Raw genomic sequence first — 18,367 nt, 5'->3', positions numbered from 1 at the left:
ATCCTGCAATCGATTGAGGTTATGATTGGGCAACGTCACCAAACGGGTAACTATTAAATAGCGTTAAATGCAAAAAGTGAAGAATTTAATTATAACAGCGGTTTTATTTGCTGGGTTTTTATGGCCGGCCGGCAGCAACGCGCAAACAAATTTATATGTCTCCCTCAGCGGAAATGACAGCAATCCGGGTACTAAAAGCAAGCCATTTGCTTCTATAAACCGTGCAATGATCACGGCGCGGAAAATTTCAGGAACTGTTTTTATCAAACTTTATGAGGGTACCTATTATTTGAGTAAACCTGTGGTATTCAGCTCTGCCGACTCAAGGAAGAATAACGAACCCCTGGTGTTGACGACTGTTGACCGCCAGAAGGTTATCATAAGCGGTGGTGCTAAGTTAAGTGGCTTAAACTGGACGCCATACAAAAACGGTATCTGGCAGGCTAAGATTGATCATGATCTTGTTTTTGATGAATTGTTTGTGAACGGTAAATTACAACATATGGCCCGTTACCCAAACTATGATCCTTCGGCCCAGTTTCTCGGTGGTACTGCAGTTGATGCCGTCAGCAAAGAACGGGCTGCAAGGTGGAAGTCGCCCTTGGGTGGATACGTGCATGCCCTGCACAGCGCCAAATGGGGCGATTTTCATTATATGATTACGGGAAAGGACACCAGTGGTAACCCTATATTGGAAGGGGGCTGGCAAAATAACCGGCGTTCGGGTATGCATGAAAAATATCGGTATACAGAGAATGTTTTTGAAGAGCTTGATACGGTCAACGAATGGTATTATAACAAGAAAGCGAAAGTCTTATATTATTTCCCAGCTAAAGGCCTTGATTTAAAAACTGCAAAGTTTGAAACGCCCCAGGTTGCCCATTTATTTGAATTCAGAGGGACGGAAGAAAAGCCGGTCAGAAATATTACGATCTCCGGACTGACGTTGACAGAAACAGCACGTACTTTTATGCAAAACAAGGAGCCGTTGCTGCGCAGCGACTGGACGATTTACCGGGGTGCGGCAGTGTTTTACGAAGGTGCGGCACGTTGCCGTCTCGAAAATTGTGTGCTGCATGATTTGGGCGGCAATGCGGTCTTCTTTAGCAAATTCAACCGTGGCTGCGAAGTGTCGGGGTGCCAGATTTCCGAAATCGGGGCAAGCGGTATTTGTTTTGTCGGCGACCCGGGTGCGGTGCGTTCGCCCAGTTTTGAATATAATGAGTACATACCACCGACAGAAATAGACCGTACACCAGGACCCAAAACAAACAATTACCCAAAAGACTGTAAAGTTTATGATAACCTGATGTTTAACCTCGGTTACGGAGAAAAACAATCAACAGGGGTAGAGCTATCTATGTGCCAGGACATCACGGTAAGCCACAATACCATTTACGATGTGCCCCGCGCAGGAATCAATGTAAGTGAAGGAACCTGGGGAGGGCATATCATTGAGTATAATGACGTGTTCAATACCGTAAAGGAAACCGGAGACCATGGATCATTTAATTCCTGGGGACGCGACCGTTACTGGCAAGCCGATAAGAAAAAACTTGATTCGATTGTTGCCGAAAACCCCGGCATAGCACTCCTTGATGTGGTGAAACCGATCATCCTTCGTAACAACAGGTTCCGCTGTGACCATGGTTGGGATATTGACCTGGATGACGGATCCAGCAACTACCTTATCTACAATAATCTGTGCTTAAATGGGGGAATTAAATTGCGGGAAGGCGTAAGCCGTGTTATTGAAAACAATATCATGGTCAATAATACTTTTCATCCTCATGTATGGTTTAAAAACAGCGGCGATGTGTTTCGTCATAATATCGTCGGAACAGGATACTTGCCTATCGGTATTTCCGCCTGGGGGAAGGAAGTTGATTATAACATTTTTCCCGATTCCGTGTCGCTGAAAGAAGCCAGATCCCGCGGCACGGATGGCCATTCTGTATATAGCCATCCGGTTTTTACCAATCCCGAAAAAGGTGATTTTCACCTGAACAACAGCGCAGCCGCGTTATCAGCAGGTTTCAAAAATTTCGCGATGGATAATTTCGGTGTGGTTTCCGCGCGGCTGAAGGCCATTGCCAAAAAGCCAGTCTTCCCGGCAGTTGTAACCACTAATAGTATAAGCAAAGATGATGTCATAGATTTCATGGGTGCCAGGGTCAAAAACCTGGGTACAGCCGGCGAGCAATCTGCCACCGGCATGGATCAGATCAGAGGTGTGTTGGTGCTCTCTGTTGCCCATGGATCGGCTGCATCGGCATTTCTTCAGGCGAATGACGTCATACTGACTTTTAATCGCAGGCAGGTTAACAACCTTAAAGATCTGCTGGAAGCCCGGGGCACGGTTACCGGGAAAAATACCGAAATAGTGATCTTTCGCAACCAACACCAGTTGAAGCAAAAGATTGAAGTAAACATGTAATAAATATGAACTTATGAACAGATATTTTTTCCTGGGAGTCGTTTTTTCTTTATGCTCAGCAGTATTTTGCAGTGCTCAAATCAGCGCCCCCAAACCATTTGGCCCGGTACCAACCAGTAACCAACTGCGTGTGCAACAAATGGAATCTTATGCATTTGTGCACTTTTCATTGAACACCTATACAGATCAATCCTGGGGATTTGGTAACGAAGATGTGAATTTGTTTAATCCAAAGGAACTGGATTGCCGCCAGTGGGCACGTACCTGCAAGGAAGCGGGTATGAAAGGAATCATCATTACCGCAAAGCATCACTGCGGTTTTTGCCTTTGGCCATCAAAATATACAGCGTATTCAGTTAAAAATTCGCCATGGAAAAATGGCAAAGGCGATGTAGTGAAGGAAATGGCCGCGGCCTGTAAAGAATATGGTTTGAAACTGGGCATTTATTTGTCGCCCTGGGACAGAAACAATCCAGATTATGGCAAGCCGGAATATATTACCTATTTCAGGAACCAGCTCACTGAACTGCTGACTAATTATGGGCCTATTTTCGAAGTGTGGTTTGATGGCGCTAACGGAGGCTCTGGTTATTACGGTGGTGCTAATGAAACCCGTACCATTGACCGTAAAACCTACTATGACTGGAAGAAAACCTATGCCCTTATCCATAAACTACAGCCAAATTGCGTAATCTGGAACGATGGCGGGGAAAGAGGTGATCTTCGTTGGGTGGGAACGGAATCAGGTTATGTAGGCGAAACCAATTGGAGCCTGCTTAATGCGACCGGTGATGTGCCCTATAATATGCTGCATTACGGTTTGGAGAACGGTAATAGGTGGGTGGCGGCCGAAGTAAATACATCCATCCGGCCAGAGTGGTTTTATCACCCAGGTGAAGATACTAAGGTAAAAACGCTGCCCCAGCTGATGGATACTTACTACCACTCCATTGGCCGTAATGCTACTTTCCTGCTTAATTTCCCTATCATGCCCAATGGCTTGATCAATGAAAGAGATGAAAAAGCAGCCTCGGAATTTGGCAAAGCGGTTAAGGAAGCCTTTGCGGTAGACCTGGCTAAAATAAAGAAAACAACTGCTTCCAATGTTCGTGGCAACGATAAAGCTTTTGGTGCAGGCAAAGCTGTTGATAGTGATAACGACACTTATTGGGCCACGGATGATAATATAAAAACAGCATCGCTCACTATCGATTTGGGCAAGCCAACTACATTCAATCGTTTTTTGGTGCACGAGTATATCCGGTTGGGCCAAAGGGTGAAGGCATTCACTGTTGAAGCCTTTGTTAATGGTAACTGGAAAGAAGTAGCCAACGCAACAACCATTGGGTACAAGCGTATCCTTACTTTCCCGAGCGTGAAGGCAACAAAGGTTCGGTTAAATATTACGGCCTCAAAAAGTTGTATTGTTATTTCCAATATAGGTGTTTATGATGCGCCGCAGATTTTGACTGCACCTGCTATAATCAGGGACCAATCCGGTAAAATCATTATAATCCCGGCAGACAAAGAATCGGTAGTTTACTACACATTGGATGGAAGTGCGCCCACCACAGGTTCAAAAAAATATACCGGGCCATTTCAAACAGATGGAAAATTGGACGTAAAGGCAATTGCCGGCGACCCAACCACGGGCAAAAGCAGCCCCGAAGTGGAGGAGAACTTTGACCTGCCCCGTACGGATTGGAAAGTTTTAGGAGTAAGCGACGAAAAGGCTAACGCAATTTTAGATGGAGATCCTGCTACCGTGTGGCACCAGGGTAAGGATGTAAAAATGCCGGTTGATTTGGTGATCGACCTGGGGAAAGAAGAAACCCTGTCTGGATTCAGGTATTTGCCCGATCCTGGTTTGTGGAGCCCCGGTATAATAACCACCTATCAATTTTATGTTTCGGCCGACAATAAAGAATGGAAACTGGTTGATGAAGGAGAGTTCCCCAATATCAAAAACAACCCGCTGATACAAATTAAAAACTTTGCGGCTGTAAAAGCACGCTATATTAAATTGAGGGCCTTGAAAAATACAGAAGGCAACGATAATACAGGATATGCCGAAGTTGATGTGATTACAAGCCAGCCCTAATGTTATTATCCGGCATTTGAGGAGCCGGTTATCCATTTAAATGATGAATACACCTAATCAAATTAATAATCAGCTGTTTAATATGCTACTGCGGGGAATAGCGCTCTTGTTTGCAGCTTTATTAGCTTTAAATGTAACAGCGCAGGACAGGTCAAATGCCGGGTCTGAAAGGACAAGGGATAATTTTGACTTCAACTGGCAGTTTCACAAAGGCGATATCGCTATCAAAAGGGCGGTTAAAGCTGCCGGGTATGGTGGTTTAACAGATATCAATGTAAAAGTTGAAACAAATAAAGAAGCCATTGTTGCTTATACTGATGTTGACAAAGCAGCCACATTTAAACCCGAAGACTGGAAAGAAGTAAACCTTCCGCACGATTGGTGTGTGGAGGGAACTTTTGTTAATGATAAATCAATCGGGAGTTCGCCCGCTGTCAGCGGATATTTGCCCGGTGGGATAGGTTTTTATAGAAAGGAATTTGAAATACCTGAAGCCGATAAAGAAAAAAAAATATCTATAGAATTTGACGGGGTTTTCAGGAACAGTACCGTTTGGGTCAATGGTCAGCTCATAGGCAACCACCAAAGCGGTTACACACCTTCCAACTATGATTTGACGGATGTTTTGCGTTACGGTAACGAAGGTAAGAATGTTATTCTTGTAAAGGTTGACGCTACCGAATATGAAGGGTGGTGGTACGAAGGGTGTGGAATTTACCGGCATGTTTGGCTCAATAAAACCGACAAGCTCCATGTTGACCGGTTTGGCACCTATGTTACTACATCTTTAGCCTGGCCCGATGAAGCTGATGTAAACGTAAAAACCAATATTAAAAACGAATATGGCGTAGTTAAAAAGATTACGCTCGTCTCTAAAATTGTAGATAATAAAGGAGTGGTGCTTGATACAAAAACTTCATCGCAGATAATTGAGCCGTTTAGCACAGCTGAACTTTCACAAAAAGGAGTTATTCAAAAGCCCTTGCTTTGGTCGCCCGAAACACCAAGCCTTTACAAGATGCTGACCGAAGTTTCTGAAAACGGGATTGTCATCGACAATTACGAAACCACTTTTGGGGTAAGGACAATCGAAATAAACCGGAAAGGGGTGTTTTTAAACGGGAAGCTTTACCCGGTGAAGGGCACTTGCAACCACCAGGATTTTGCCGGGATTGGGGTGGCACTTCCTGATAAAATAAACGAATACAAATTAAAGTTGCTCAAAGAAATGGGCAGCAATGCTTATCGTTGTTCCCATCATCCGCCCACGCCGGAACTGCTTGATATGTGCGACAGGATGGGGTTACTTGTGTTGGACGAAAACCGCATGTTGTCCAGCTCTGAAGAAGGGATAGCGGATTTGAAATCCATGTTATATAGGGATCGAAACCACCCGTCGATATTTATGTGGAGTATGGAAAATGAGGAATGGATTCAAGGTACAGTAACCGGGGCTAGGATACTAAGAACACTGGTTGACATTACTCATAAAATTGACCCTACCCGTCCGGTGACTGCAGCCATGAATCATGGGCGGAACGAAGGGGGGTATGCCGATGTGCTGGATGTTGTGGGATATAACTATGGCGACAAGGGACTGGCGTATGTAAAAGACCATGAAAAATATCCCAACCGGGTTGAGTTTTGTACAGAGTCCACAAGTTTCATTTCAACCCGTGGCGAGTATCAGAACGATTGGGGAAAAGGTTTTGTCTCCAACCTTGGGTTATGGCAGCCCAACTGGGGGCCGCTGCCTGGTGAAGACTGGGCGGACATTGTTAAATATCCCTATCTGGGAGGCTTGTTTGTGTGGACAGGTTTTGACTACCGCGGTGAACCTACGCCATACCAATGGCCATGCGTTACATCACATTTCGGATTTATGGATATATGCGGCTTCCCCAAAGATGGGTACTACGCGTACAAAGCGGCCTGGACAAATGAACCCATAGTTCATATTTTTCCCCATTGGAACTGGCCCGGCAAAGATGGAGACAGCATAAAAGTGCATTGTTACACCAACTGCGACGAAGTTGAGCTGTTGCTCAACGGCAAAAGCATAGGTAGGCAAAAAACAACTCCTTATACCAAACTGATATGGAATCTTATATATAAACCCGGTAAACTTGAAGCCAGGGGATATAAAGGCGGAAAGTTGGTAACCAGTGACATTGTTGAAACAACAACTGCCCCGGCACAGTTGGCCCTGAAGAGCGATTGCAGCACACTTAAAGCCGACGGTACCGACGTCGCTGTTGTCCAGGTGGTACTTAAGGACGCCAAAGGAAGGGTGGTACCTACAGCGGCTAACCTGGTAAAGTTTTCAATTGAAGGCCCGGGACGAATCATTGGCACAGGCAACGGTAACCCCAGCAGCCATGAACCGGATAAAGCCAGCCAGCGGATGGCGTTCAATGGATATTGTTTGGTGCTGGTTCAATCAAATAAACAGACCGGGGAGATCCGGCTAAAAGCTTCTTCTGAAACCCTTAAAGGAGCTGAAGTTGTTATTAAAGTCCAATAAGGTTAAATAGTATTTCATCAAAAAAAATAAAGATTAGTATGAAGTTGTATTCACATCATGTTAAAGCAATAGTTATGGCCTTTCTGTTTTTGGCAGGCAGCATCGCGTGCCAGGCTCAAAATTCCGAGAAAACCGAACGAAAACAACTATTTGACTATAATTGGAAGTTTTTCCAAGGCGATACAGCATCGGCAAAATCAAGGGATTTTAATGATATGAGTTGGCGGAGCCTTGATTTACCGCACGATTGGAGTATTGAAGGTAAAATAAGTCCTAAAAACCCAACCGGGGGAGCCGGTGGATATTTTCCGGCAGGGATTGGCTGGTACCGTAAAGCCTTCAAAGCTCCCGTTGAATGGAAAGGCAAAAAAGTATCTATTTACTTTGAAGGAGTTTATATGAATTCTGAAGTTTTTATTAATGGAAAATCGCTTGGCATTTACCCTTATGGGTATTCATCCTTTAGTTATGACCTTTCGCCTTATTTGGATTTTAATAAAGAAAATGTAATAGCAGTGCGGGTAGACAATTCGCAGCAAGTAAACAGTAGATGGTACAGTGGTTCGGGCATTTATCGCCATGTTTGGTTGAATGTTACCGACGCTGTGCATATAGCAGAGTGGGGAGTTGCAATTACAACCCCCGATGTGTCTTCCAAAAAAGCAACTGTTCAAATTAAAACATTGGTAAAAAACGAAATTGATTTGCCTCAAAGTATTATTTTGAGCACCTGGTTAACGGATGCAAATGCTAAAAATGTAGGAAATAATCAAATAAAGGTTGAACTGGCTGCCAATAGTGAGAAAGAAGTTACCCAAAGGATCACTGTAGCAGTTCCCATGCAATGGACGCCTGAAACACCACGTTTATACAACGCTCAAATAAGTATCATACGGATTAAGAAATTAGTTGACAAAACGGAAACAAGTTTTGGCATACGTTCCATAAAATTTACGCCCGACAATGGGTTTCAGCTTAATGGCAAAACAGTAAAACTCAATGGCGGATGTGTGCACCATGATAATGGCTGCCTGGGCGCTGCCGCTTTTGACCGTGCAGAGGAGCGCAAGGTTGAGTTGCTAAAAGCAGCCGGATTTAACGCGGTAAGAACTTCACATAATCCACCTTCCGAAGCTTTTTTAAATGCCTGCGACAGGTTAGGCCTATTGGTTGTTGATGAATCGTTTGACTGCTGGAAAACAGGCAAAAATAAACAGGACTATGCGCAATATTTCACCCAGTGGTGGAAACGCGACTTAGATGCCATGGTTTTGCGGGATCGTAATCACCCTTCAATTGTTATGTGGAGCATCGGTAACGAAATAGTGGAGAGGGGTAGCCCGGGATCAGTAGAGACGGCCAAAATGCTTGCTGCCGCCATAAAAAAAATAGATACCGTTCGCCCGGTTACATCGGCCATAGTAGAAAATGGTAAAGAGTGGGCAACGCTTGATTCCCTTATGGCGGCCCATGATATCGCCGGGTATAATTATCATTTGTGGAACGCTCCTGCCGATCATAAACGCGTGCCTTCACGGATGATCGTTCAAACAGAATCGTACCCCAAGGATGCCTTTACCAATTGGAAGCTGGTAGAAAACAACAATTATGTTCTTGGAGATTTTGTTTGGACAGCGATGGACTATCTTGGAGAATCGGGAATAGGCCGTTGGTATTATTCTGGTGACGTGCCCGGTGAACATTGGGAACATGATTTTTTCCCCTGGCACGGTGCTTATTGTGGCGATATTGATTTGATTGGGTGGAGAAAGCCGATCTCGCACTATCGTAGCCTGTTATATAATAATACCGAAAAGCTCTACATGGCTGTTCATGAGCCCGAACCCGGTCCCCTGGAGATTAAAACAACCTGGTGGTCTGTATGGCCAACCTGGGAAAGCTGGACCTGGCCGGAGTATGTTGGAAAGTCCATTAAGGTAGAGATTTATTCAAAGTACCCCAAGGTACGCCTGTACCTCAACGACAAACCCATTGGAGAAAAACCAACGACTGAAGAACAGGAAAATAAAGCTGAATTTACGGTGCCTTATGCTGCTGGCCGGCTTAAAGCAGTAGGCGTGGAGAACGATAAAGAAGTTGAATCAACCGTTTTGCAAACTTCCGGTGACGCTGCCAAAATCAAACTAATTGCTGATCGGAAAGAGATAATCGCCAATGGACAGGACTTGTCATATGTTGCCATACAGATAACCGACAAGGACGGCGTACTTCAGCCAAATGCTGTAAACCGTCTGCTTTTCAAAATTGACGGCCCCGGAATAATTGCCGGTGTAGCCAATGCCGATATGAAAGACACAGACTCCTATGTTGGAAATACACATAGAGCCTGGCATGGGCGCGCATTAATTATAATTAAAAGCACTCATAATTCAGGCGATATTAAATTGACGGTTACTTCGCCCGATCTATCAGAGGCTGTTTTAAATATTAAAACACTTGGGCATTAGCGTTTGTAAAGACTTAGCTGATTCTCATGGTTGTCCTGCCAATCAAAATTCCCTGTCCGCTTGGCGATAAGCCAGCGATTTTCCAGGCGTACGTAATTGTCCAGGTAAACAGCACCGATGGTGGTCTTTATTTTTTTGCCGTTATCGCTGCCGATTAATATAATCAGGCAATAACATGTTCCGGTAGCCTTATCACCGTCTATGGTCACTACCTGCTGCCCGTTAAAATGGTAAACAGTTTGAAAGTCTTTAAGAAAATTGCTAAACGCTTCTGCCATTTCTTTTCGCCCCCGTAATTTCAGGATCGATGTACCTGCCGCAAAAGTTTCTGAAACAGCATCTTCCGAAAATAGCGCCGCCTGCGCACTAAAATCTTTTTTGTCGCCCAGAATTGATACGCTGTCAACAAGTTCTTTGAGGGCTATTCTGTCGTCTAATTCTTTATTATTCATGATTCCCACTTTATTATAAATTATAGCGGTATGAGTGATTTGGGCAAGCCTTAAATTGAGATAGACTCTTTTGTTATAAAGGACGTGGATCTTGCATCAATTATATTCAGACAGCTTCGTCTTCAGTCCACAATAAGCACGATCTTACCCTGTATACTCCCTTGTTCGGCGCGTTCATGGGCCTTTCGAGCATTGGTAAGCGCAAAAGTACTATCTATTGCCACGCGTATCGTTCCATTATCAAGTAGCTTTCCAACCTCTGCCAACTGGGCACCGCTCGAGCGGACCTGTGTTGTGGAAAATATGATACCAAGCTTTTCTGCATCCTCGCGGCCCGATGCGCCAAGCCCAAAGATCGGAAACAATGCGCCGCCGCGTTTCAGGGTGCGTAAAAAACGGCCGGTTGGCGGCCCTCCAATCGAGTCAACGACAAGATCAACCTCACGAACCACTTCCTCAGGAATGACTTTTGTATAGTCGATAAATTCGTCCGCGCCTAAATCAAGGAGGAAGGTTTCATGTTTACCCGATGCTACCGCGATGACGTACGCCCCTTTCCATTTGGCCAGCTGTACGGCAAAGTGACCTACGCCGCCCGCAGCGCCATTAACAAGTACCCTTTTACCTTCCAGCGGAACAGGCTCGTGCTGATTGGACTGAAGCGGGTTCGGGATCTCGTGCCCTTGTGCTATCATAAACTGCCATGCGGTTAGTAATGACATGGGGGCCGCGGCGGCATGCACATGATCAATACCTGCTGGCTTAAGTGCAACTTCCGATGCGGGGGCGGTCACATACTCGGCATAAGCCTTGCTATTACCCAAAACCTCACCCGGAAAACGAACCATGCAGTAAACTTCGTCTCCTACGGAGAAATCGGTAACGTCATTAGCAACCGCCTCTATAACTCCTGAAACGTCTGTACCCAGGATGATAGGGAAAGGCAGCTTCGGCTGCCACTCGGGCGGCAGAAGTTTAAATCCATCGCGCAAATACCAGTCGGGCGGGTTGAGCCCTGCCGCATGAACGCGAATACGAACTTCACCTGGCCTGATCTCCGGAATTGGTGCCTCTTCATAACGCAGTACTTCAGGGCAGCCAAACTCGTGCTGCCTTACTGCCTTCATTACCATTACTTTATCCATTGGTGCTGCTTCCATTTTTGTCAATTTGATGATGCAATATTAAATAGTTTATATACTTTTGGCAAGTATGTACTTATTTGTATGCTACATACCAAAAAGTTTCTATTGTTGATTATCAGATATTTATATAAAAATTAAAGTGAAGAAAAAGGCGGAAATTCCCGAATGTATTCAAAGGTGCGGCGTTGAATATGCATTTAAGCGCATAGGTGGAAAATATAAAGGCCGGATCCTTTGGCATCTGGGCTTACAATCCGTATTGCGTTATGGAGAACTGAGTCGCACATTGCCTGATATCACTACCAAGATGCTCACCCAGACTTTAAGAGAACTGGAAGAAGATAACCTGATCATCCGGAAAATGTATCACGAGGTGCCGCCTAAGGTAGAATATTCATTGAGCGATACCGGCCGGGAATTGATGCCGTTTATCACTCATTTACACAACTGGGGTAAAAAACAATTAACAAATGAATGATACGCTGTTTTTATAGCTCAACTTGCAGCATGTTGTCTATAATCAATGCTTGAACAGGATACCGGGAACCCATAATACCGCATGCATCCTGTTCAGCTAATTCTTCCGCCGTGCGGAATACATAGGTCCAGCGTTGTTGATGACCAAATCGATCCGCCCGAAATGCGCTTTTGCTTTGGCGGCGGCGTTGAAACAGGCCGCCCGGTCAGTAATGTCCTGTTTCAACGGCAGTGCCGCGCTGTCATATTTTTCCCTGAGTTCATTTAATCCGTTTAAGCTCCTTGAGGTAACGATTACCTGGTCACCCGATTCAAAAAGGCTTCTGCCCATATTTTTCCGAAGCCGCGCGACGCACCTGTTATAGAAATTATCTTTGACATGTTTTTTGATTTGCTATTGTTGTTTTAATGAGACAAATTTAACCCGGTACCGGCCAACGGACGTATGCAGAATAGCGGAATAAGGATCCATTTTAACGATGGCGGAACGGACACCGCCCGGGGCCAACAAAACCGACCGTAGCTTGTTAAAGGAAAAATGACATGACAGACCAGGACCCCATCATTAAGTACATTAATAAATTTGTTCAGCTCACGGAGGCGGAGACAGAAATGTGCCGCGCGGCTTTTCGATTCGAAAGACTAAAAAAAAGACAGTTCATTATTCAGCCCAATTTCGTTGACCGGCATAAATATTTTGTGATCGAAGGCGCCATCCGTGCTTATGTAGTTGATGAGAAGGGCGTAGAACACACCGTTCAGCTTGCCATCGATGAATGGTGGATCTCTGATTATAACAGCTACCTGTTCCAGCAACCCGCCAGTATGTTCGTCGTGGCTATGGAAGACTGCCAGGTACTCAAGATCAGCTATGAAGATGAAAATCGCCTGAAAGCGGCGCAACCTAAGTTTGAGACCTTTTTCCGGATGATGGCCGAAAGAGGCGTGGCGTTTATGCAGCGAAAGTTTATCTCTGCCATAATTGGCACGGCCGAAGAGCGTTACGCACAGTTCCTGGAGCTATACCCCCAGATGATCAACCGCTTTCCCCAATACGTCATCGCCTCCTATTTAAACATGACCACCGAGTTTTTTTCCAAAATCCGCAATCAAAAAGTCAGGAAGAAATCTTGAACTGGTTCAACCTTATTTCCTAAGCTACTTCATCTTTAAGCCGCGCTCTTCTCTGCAACTTTGTATAGTCAATTTTGACAAAAACATTTTAAGGAAAACACCATGCAAAAGTTAAAAGATAAAGTAGCCGTGATAACCGGCGCAACCTCAGGGATGGGCCTGGCTACTGCCCGGTTATTTGTGGAAGAAGGCGCCTATGTATTTATCACCGGGCGCCGGCAGGCCGAACTGGATGAGGCCGTGAAAACCATCGGCAGCAACGTGACCGGCGTACTGGCCGATTCAGCGAATCTTTCTGACCTGGATCGCCTGTTTGAAACGGTTAAAAACAAGAAAGGACAGATCGATGTGCTATACGCCAGCGCCGGCGCGGTAGACGGTGCCCCGATCGGGCAGATCAGCGAAGAACATTTTGACAAACAATTCGATGTGAATGCCAAAGGAACGCTTTTTACAGTTCAAAAGGCGCTGCCATTATTGAAAGACCATAGTTCTATTATCATGACCGGCACCGTTGCCGCCCACATGGGCTTGCCCTACCTGAGTGTTTATGCCGCCAGCAAAGCCACACTGGATGCATTTGCTAAAGGCTGGGTGACCGACCTGAAAGGTCGGGGGATACGGGTCAATGTCATCCATCCCGGCCCTATCGATACCCCATTTTTTCAATCCATGTCCGATGAACAAAAGGCCGGTTATATCAAAGGCGTGCCGCTGGGCAGGGCCGGACGCCCGGACGAGATCGCTAAAACAGCCTTGTTCCTGGCTTCGGACGATTCCAGTTTCATTACCGGCACCTCTATCTCCGTTGACGGCGGCAGTACTGTACAGGTTTAATAAAAATAAGGGGCTCCGGGCGGAACCCCTTATTTTTATTATTTTTAAACGATGAAAGGTGAGTTTTTTCTTGATCCCTATAAACAAAACGGCAAGCTTTCTATTCGCCTGGTCGCACCGGACTTTGGGCACCTCGACCCGGCTATCGCGGCAGGTTACAATTTTACCCAGCGCAGGACCCACTACTTTTTCCTGTTGATGCTGGAAGGCTCCGCCCAGCACAACGTCGACCTGCAGCGTTACGAAATTCAAAGCGATGAGCTATTGTTCATCCTGCCGCACCAGATGCATCAGCTCCCGGGCGAAGGCCATGGCGGCGACTATTATAAAATAGGCTTTGATGAGCATTGCCTCTACCTTTTACCCAGAACCTTTCCATTCCTCATTAATCCCTTTAACCGGCAAAAGATCGCCTTCAGCGCGGCGGCTGTAAACCGGCTAAGATCAACCGTCGCAGTCCTGCGAAGCCTCTTAAGCGAGATGGATACCGAGCCGGAGCTCATCCTGGCGCACCTCAACAGTCTGCTGACAGAGATCAACCTGGCTTACTTCGCAGCCGACAAGAATCCGGCCGATGGCAAGCTTTCCAAATACATCGATTTTAAGCTATTTATAGAAAAACAACTGACCGAGCAGCCCAGCATCGAAACCATCGCTGAAGCACTCGCCGTTAATACCAACGGACTTTACCAGTTGGTCAAACATTATTCCGGCCTTTCACCCAAAACCTTTATCACCCACCGACTGATCCTCGAAGCCAAGCGGCGCCTGTATTACGGGGAGCACACCTCTGTCAAGACCCTGGCTTTTGCCCTGGGTTTTAACGATCCGGACTACTTTTCCCGCCTTTTTAAAAAAGAGACCGGCGGATCTGTCGCACAGTTCCTTCAGGAGTTGCGGTAAACCTTTTATTCGGCCCTTTTGCTTTCGATGCGTTTCCTGATCCGGCTAAGCGAAGGGTTGGTGATACCCAGGTAAGATGAGATATGATAAGCCTGTATGCGCCTGGCAATAGCCGGGTGGGCTTCAAGTAGCCGGGTATATCGCTGCTCGGGCGAAAAAAACAAAAGTTCTTCGGTCCGTGTTTGCGCAATATTAAAGAACGATTCGGCCAGCAGCCTGCCGAATTTCCCCCAGTTTGGATGGCTTTCATAAAGGCTGTTCAGGTCCTGGTATGCGATAAAGAAAATTTCCGAGTCCTCCATCGCCTCAATAAAATACCAACAAGGATTACGCGAGACAAAGCTCCTAAAGGAAACAACGAACTGTTTTTCTGAGAAAAAAAAGATGTTTTGATCTCCTTTAGTTTCCGGATCGCGATAATAGATCCGGAAAATACCGTTGACGACCAGTCCCAGGTCGTTGCAAACCATATTTTGCATATTAAAGAAATCCCCCTTTTTGATCTTCCGCGCTTTCCAGTATGGCTGGCTGTCGCTGATATCTTTATCGCTCAATTGGGCAAAATTCCGCAGGTGTTCCGCTAAGAGTTCTTTTTTATCCATCATCTAAATCGCTTGCAAATTAAGAAATTCTGCCAATGCACCATTAAATTCCGCAGGCCTTTCCATCATCGGTGCGTGTCCGCAAGCAGTCAGCATGATTAGCTTGGCCTGGGAGAGGTTATCCCGGAATTGATAGGCGACAGCCGGAGGGGTGATGTGGTCATCCGTGCCCCAAATTAGCAATACAGGGATTTGGATCTGCGGAAGGCTGTCGAGTACTTGATTTCGTTGGGTAGATTTAGCGGCTTTGATCGTGCATAAACATTTATAGGCATCCGTCGTGACCCGCATCACCTCAGCCACCAATGCATCTGTAGCCATCATCGGATCGTAAAATGTCGCGGCCACCCGCTTCCGGATATAGATGGCATCGCCCCGTTTTAAATAACTGCCCACTTGTGTGTTCTCATAAAGCCCGGAGCTGCCGGTCAATATCAATTTTGACACCTTTTCAGGATGCCGGTGTGTATAGTGGATGGCGATATGACCGCCAAGCGAATTTCCGACGAGGGTCACCTTTTCCAGTTGATTTGAGTTGACCACCTCTGCCAAGAAATCCACCAGGTATTCCACCGTATCGCCTTTATGTTTTTCGTACAGTGGCAGTTCCGGTACATGTACGTCGAACCGGTCTTCAAAATTCCGCACCACTTCCGTCCAGTTACTCAAGCCGCCGAACAGGCCGTGCAATAAGATCATACTTTGCTTCATGCCCAAAATTAACCGGGAACAAAAAAACAGTTGGTGATCTCAGTCACAAAAATCGGTCCCTATTTGGATAACGATAGCCTGGCCCGGCTTAGTGCTTCCCTGCTGATATACAGGTAACGGGCAATATTGGTCAGGGTTATCTTTTGAATGATCAACGGCCTCCGTTCCAGTAGATAACGGTAACGTCTCAGCGGGCTTTTTAAGGATAATATGTACTGGTGTTCAGATTGTTGTTCGGATATTTCCCGGTATAATTCCAGGTTCACATGCAGCAGGTTAAGGTGCAGGTCATACAGCGGCTGTAATTTTTTGATATTTATTTTAAGCACCATGGCATCTTCCAGCGCGGTGATACTCACAGCCGACGGCGCACGCTTGTTATAGCTTTCACAATTGGCCAGGAAGTCGTCAGGAAAGCCGAACTTGATAATCTTTTCGTTTCCATCTTCATCCTGGATAGAAAACTTGAACGTGCCAGAGATGACGAAGGCCGCATAGCGGGCCACCTTACCCGACCTTAGAAAAGCATCCCCTTTTCGGATGGGCTTAACAGAAGCCAGCTGACACAGCAATTGCCATTCAGCCTCGGTCACTCTTGGGTATTTTTTCTTCAATGGCGTATACCATCCAGGCATCTTGTGTTTCATCGGAACCGGTTTGATGTTTCAAATATAACTTGAATAAACCGCCAATAATTTAACTTAAGTGAAAATTGCACATTGTAATGGTACGGTCAATTTCTGCCGGTATTTTCACTTAAGTGAAAAGTTCTGCGACGGCAGCCGCAGAACTTTGGGCCAACAAAAACAAAAATTAAACCATGACTACAAATCCTGAAACCAAACTAGCCGGCGCCTTGCGCCAGCTTTATTTTATCCGCGCCGGGTTTTCGGTGGCCTGGGTAATCCTCGTTGTTCTTTTTGCCAAAACACCAACGATGGCCGCAATGATTTTGCTGATCATTTACCCGGCCTGGGATGTGGTTGGTACCTTACTGGATATCCGCGCCAACAAAGGCAGCAACTCTAAAATGCCACAATATACCAACACGGTAATCAGCGGCCTCACTACAGTAGCGGTTGGTTTTGCTTTGCAAAAAGGCGTCCCCGAAGCCCTGATCGTTTTTGGCGCCTGGGCTATCGGGACAGGGTTAATCCAGTTGATATTAGGCTTACGCAGGCGGAAGCTTTTAGGCGGTCAATGGCCGATGATCATCAGCGGCGCCCAGTCCATGATTGGTGGTACCTCCTTTATCCTCCTGGCCCATGACCCTACCAAGGGAATCGCCAGCCTGGCCGGTTATGCCGCTTTCGGTGCCTTTTATTACCTGCTCGCCGCCTTTCGCCTTCTTAAAAAGGAAAGGGCAATTAAAACCGGTTCAGGATTTGTCAGGGAATGAATTGGTTTTGTCCAGTACCGTCGTTCCGGCACTGCATAACTTTGTTCTAAATAAAATATCGAACCATGAACAGAACACTTGGAAAAAACGGACCGATGGTTTCCGCAGTCAGCTTGGGCTGTATGGGCATGTCGGGCGCCTACGGCCAAAGCAATGATACCACCTCGATTGCCACCATCGAAAGGGCACTCGAACTGGGCCATAACTTTTTGGATACCGCTGACTATTATGCGGTCGGCCATAATGAAGAACTCATCGGCAAGGCTATTAAAGGCAAGCGCGGCCATGCATTCCTGTCGGTGAAGACCGGCCAACTGGTAGCACCCGGCCCAACCGGAGCCATGGGGCCGGGACCCGTGAGCGGGCACCCGGACTTTTTAAAAAATGCCGTCTTTTACAGCCTGCGCCGCCTACAAACCGATTACATCGACCTGTATACCCCGGCGCGGGTTGACCCCAGGATACCCATCGAAGAAACCATCGGCGCATTGGCCGAACTGGTGCAAAAGGGCCTGATCCGCTATATTGGCCTGTCGGAGGCATCGGCTGAAAGTATAAGGAAAGCTGCCGCTGTTCATCCCATTACTGCCTTACAGATCGAATATTCGCTCTAGAGCCGTGATATTGAAGCGGAAGTGCTGCCAACTGTCCGCGAATTAGGGATCGGCCTGGTTGCTTATGCACCGCTGAGCCGTGGGTTTTTAAGCGGGGAGTTCCAAAAGCCCGAAGATATCAAAGACAGTCGCACCAATATGCCGCGTTACCAGGGTGAGAATTTCTATAAAAATTTAGAGCTGGTTGAACAAATCAAAAAACTGGCAGCCGAAAAAGGCTGCACGGCCACCCAATTGGCGCTAGCCTGGGTACTGGCGCAGGGACAGGATATCATTACCATCCCTGGCACCAAGCGGACCAAATACCTGGAAGAAAATATCGCGGCCGAAAAAGTCCAATTGAGCAACGAAGACCTGGCGGAGATCGATGCGGTAATGCCTGTCGGTAGCGCGTCGGGTACGCGTTACCCGGAAAGGTTCCTGGGTTCCCTTAATAAATAAAGTTCAATTGAACGAGGCCAGGAATTTCGGTGGTGAGAGTTTGGGCAGCAGCACACACACATCATGTACCCGTCAAATTTCACGAAGTTAATTTGCAGAGAAAAACCGCACGATTTAGGTTA

General features: G+C 46.3%; 15 protein-coding genes and 1 pseudogene. 10 read left to right on the top strand and 6 right to left on the bottom strand.

Translation table 11 applies throughout. The annotated features are described in order from the left end of the window. The first annotated feature begins 67 nt into the window (after positions 1-67). From AC1DV1_RS18920 to AC1DV1_RS18905, 4 genes are read left to right on the top strand one after another with little or no spacing between them, the layout of a single operon-like run. The gene (locus tag AC1DV1_RS18920) at positions 68-2,437 is read left to right on the top strand and encodes a right-handed parallel beta-helix repeat-containing protein (RefSeq protein WP_477362053.1); all 2,370 of its coding nucleotides are present in this window, start codon (positions 68-70) and stop codon (positions 2,435-2,437) included. Positions 2,438-2,450: 13 nt separating this feature from the next. After that, a complete protein-coding gene (locus AC1DV1_RS18915; RefSeq protein WP_477362052.1) occupies positions 2,451-4,538 on the top strand; it encodes a discoidin domain-containing protein in 2,088 nt (695 codons plus the stop codon). A 40-nt stretch (positions 4,539-4,578) separates the two neighbouring features. Continuing rightward, positions 4,579-7,062: a beta-galactosidase GalA gene (gene galA, locus AC1DV1_RS18910; RefSeq protein WP_477362050.1), complete on the top strand. Its 2,484-nt coding sequence runs from the start codon at positions 4,579-4,581 to the stop codon at positions 7,060-7,062. A gap of 38 nt (positions 7,063-7,100) precedes the next feature. Continuing rightward, entirely contained in the window at positions 7,101-9,530 is a 2,430-nt protein-coding gene (locus tag AC1DV1_RS18905) for a glycoside hydrolase family 2 TIM barrel-domain containing protein (RefSeq protein WP_477362048.1), read from the top strand. On the opposite strand, the gene AC1DV1_RS18900 is transcribed toward AC1DV1_RS18905, so the two are convergent. Further along, complete coding sequence (locus AC1DV1_RS18900) at positions 9,527-9,982, bottom strand: nuclear transport factor 2 family protein (protein ID WP_477362046.1); 456 nt, start codon at positions 9,980-9,982, stop codon at positions 9,527-9,529. The genes AC1DV1_RS18905 and AC1DV1_RS18900 overlap by 4 nt on opposite strands. A 122-nt stretch (positions 9,983-10,104) precedes the next feature. Then, positions 10,105-11,142, bottom strand: a complete 1,038-nt coding sequence (locus AC1DV1_RS18895) for an NADP-dependent oxidoreductase (RefSeq protein ID WP_477362044.1) — start codon at positions 11,140-11,142, stop codon at positions 10,105-10,107. Positions 11,143-11,266: 124 nt separating this feature from the next. Here AC1DV1_RS18895 and AC1DV1_RS18890 point away from each other — a divergent pair, with 124 nt between their 5' ends. Then, complete coding sequence (locus tag AC1DV1_RS18890; protein WP_477362042.1) at positions 11,267-11,605, top strand: winged helix-turn-helix transcriptional regulator; 339 nt, start codon at positions 11,267-11,269, stop codon at positions 11,603-11,605. Between the two features lie 96 nt (positions 11,606-11,701). On the opposite strand, the gene AC1DV1_RS18885 is transcribed toward AC1DV1_RS18890, so the two are convergent. Further along, positions 11,702-11,935 carry an SDR family NAD(P)-dependent oxidoreductase gene (locus tag AC1DV1_RS18885; protein WP_477362040.1) on the bottom strand — a complete coding sequence of 78 codons (234 nt, stop codon included), beginning with the start codon at positions 11,933-11,935 and terminating at the stop codon, positions 11,702-11,704. A gap of 212 nt (positions 11,936-12,147) precedes the next feature. Between AC1DV1_RS18885 and AC1DV1_RS18880 the strand changes: the two genes are divergently transcribed. The 3 genes from AC1DV1_RS18880 to AC1DV1_RS18870 all read left to right on the top strand — a co-directional run bounded on the left by AC1DV1_RS18880 (position 12,148) and on the right by AC1DV1_RS18870 (position 14,478). Continuing rightward, a complete protein-coding gene (locus tag AC1DV1_RS18880) occupies positions 12,148-12,738 on the top strand; it encodes a Crp/Fnr family transcriptional regulator (protein ID WP_477362038.1) in 591 nt (196 codons plus the stop codon). 102 nt (positions 12,739-12,840) lie between these two features. Continuing rightward, positions 12,841-13,575, top strand: coding sequence for an SDR family NAD(P)-dependent oxidoreductase (locus AC1DV1_RS18875; RefSeq protein ID WP_477362036.1), 735 nt, complete (start codon positions 12,841-12,843; stop codon positions 13,573-13,575). 51 nt (positions 13,576-13,626) lie between these two features. Then, positions 13,627-14,478 (top strand): AraC family transcriptional regulator, encoded by an 852-nt coding sequence (locus AC1DV1_RS18870; RefSeq protein WP_477362034.1) that lies wholly within the window; start codon positions 13,627-13,629, stop codon positions 14,476-14,478. 5 nt (positions 14,479-14,483) lie between these two features. Here the strand turns inward: AC1DV1_RS18870 and AC1DV1_RS18865 are convergent, their stop codons facing one another. The 3 genes from AC1DV1_RS18865 to AC1DV1_RS18855 are packed head-to-tail and all read right to left on the bottom strand — an operon-like array spanning position 14,484 to position 16,438. Beyond that, positions 14,484-15,083 carry a Crp/Fnr family transcriptional regulator gene (locus tag AC1DV1_RS18865; RefSeq protein ID WP_477362032.1) on the bottom strand — a complete coding sequence of 200 codons (600 nt, stop codon included), beginning with the start codon at positions 15,081-15,083 and terminating at the stop codon, positions 14,484-14,486. Further along, positions 15,084-15,791: an alpha/beta fold hydrolase gene (locus AC1DV1_RS18860; protein ID WP_477362030.1), complete on the bottom strand. Its 708-nt coding sequence runs from the start codon at positions 15,789-15,791 to the stop codon at positions 15,084-15,086. Positions 15,792-15,850: 59 nt separating this feature from the next. Beyond that, a complete protein-coding gene (locus AC1DV1_RS18855; protein ID WP_477362028.1) occupies positions 15,851-16,438 on the bottom strand; it encodes a Crp/Fnr family transcriptional regulator in 588 nt (195 codons plus the stop codon). Positions 16,439-16,611: 173 nt separating this feature from the next. On the opposite strand from AC1DV1_RS18855, the gene AC1DV1_RS18850 reads away from it, so the two are divergent. Both AC1DV1_RS18850 and AC1DV1_RS18845 read left to right on the top strand, forming a co-directional pair. Next, positions 16,612-17,190 (top strand): hypothetical protein, encoded by a 579-nt coding sequence (locus tag AC1DV1_RS18850; protein ID WP_477362026.1) that lies wholly within the window; start codon positions 16,612-16,614, stop codon positions 17,188-17,190. 65 nt (positions 17,191-17,255) lie between these two features. Beyond that, positions 17,256-18,245, top strand: a pseudogene (locus AC1DV1_RS18845) (aldo/keto reductase). The last annotated feature ends 122 nt before the right edge of the window (positions 18,246-18,367 follow it).

The sequence above is a fragment of the Mucilaginibacter sp. P4_D1 genome, assembly GCF_056401935.1.
The sequence above is the reverse complement of the archived record's forward strand: the minus strand, read 5'-3'. Positions and strand labels throughout refer to the sequence as shown.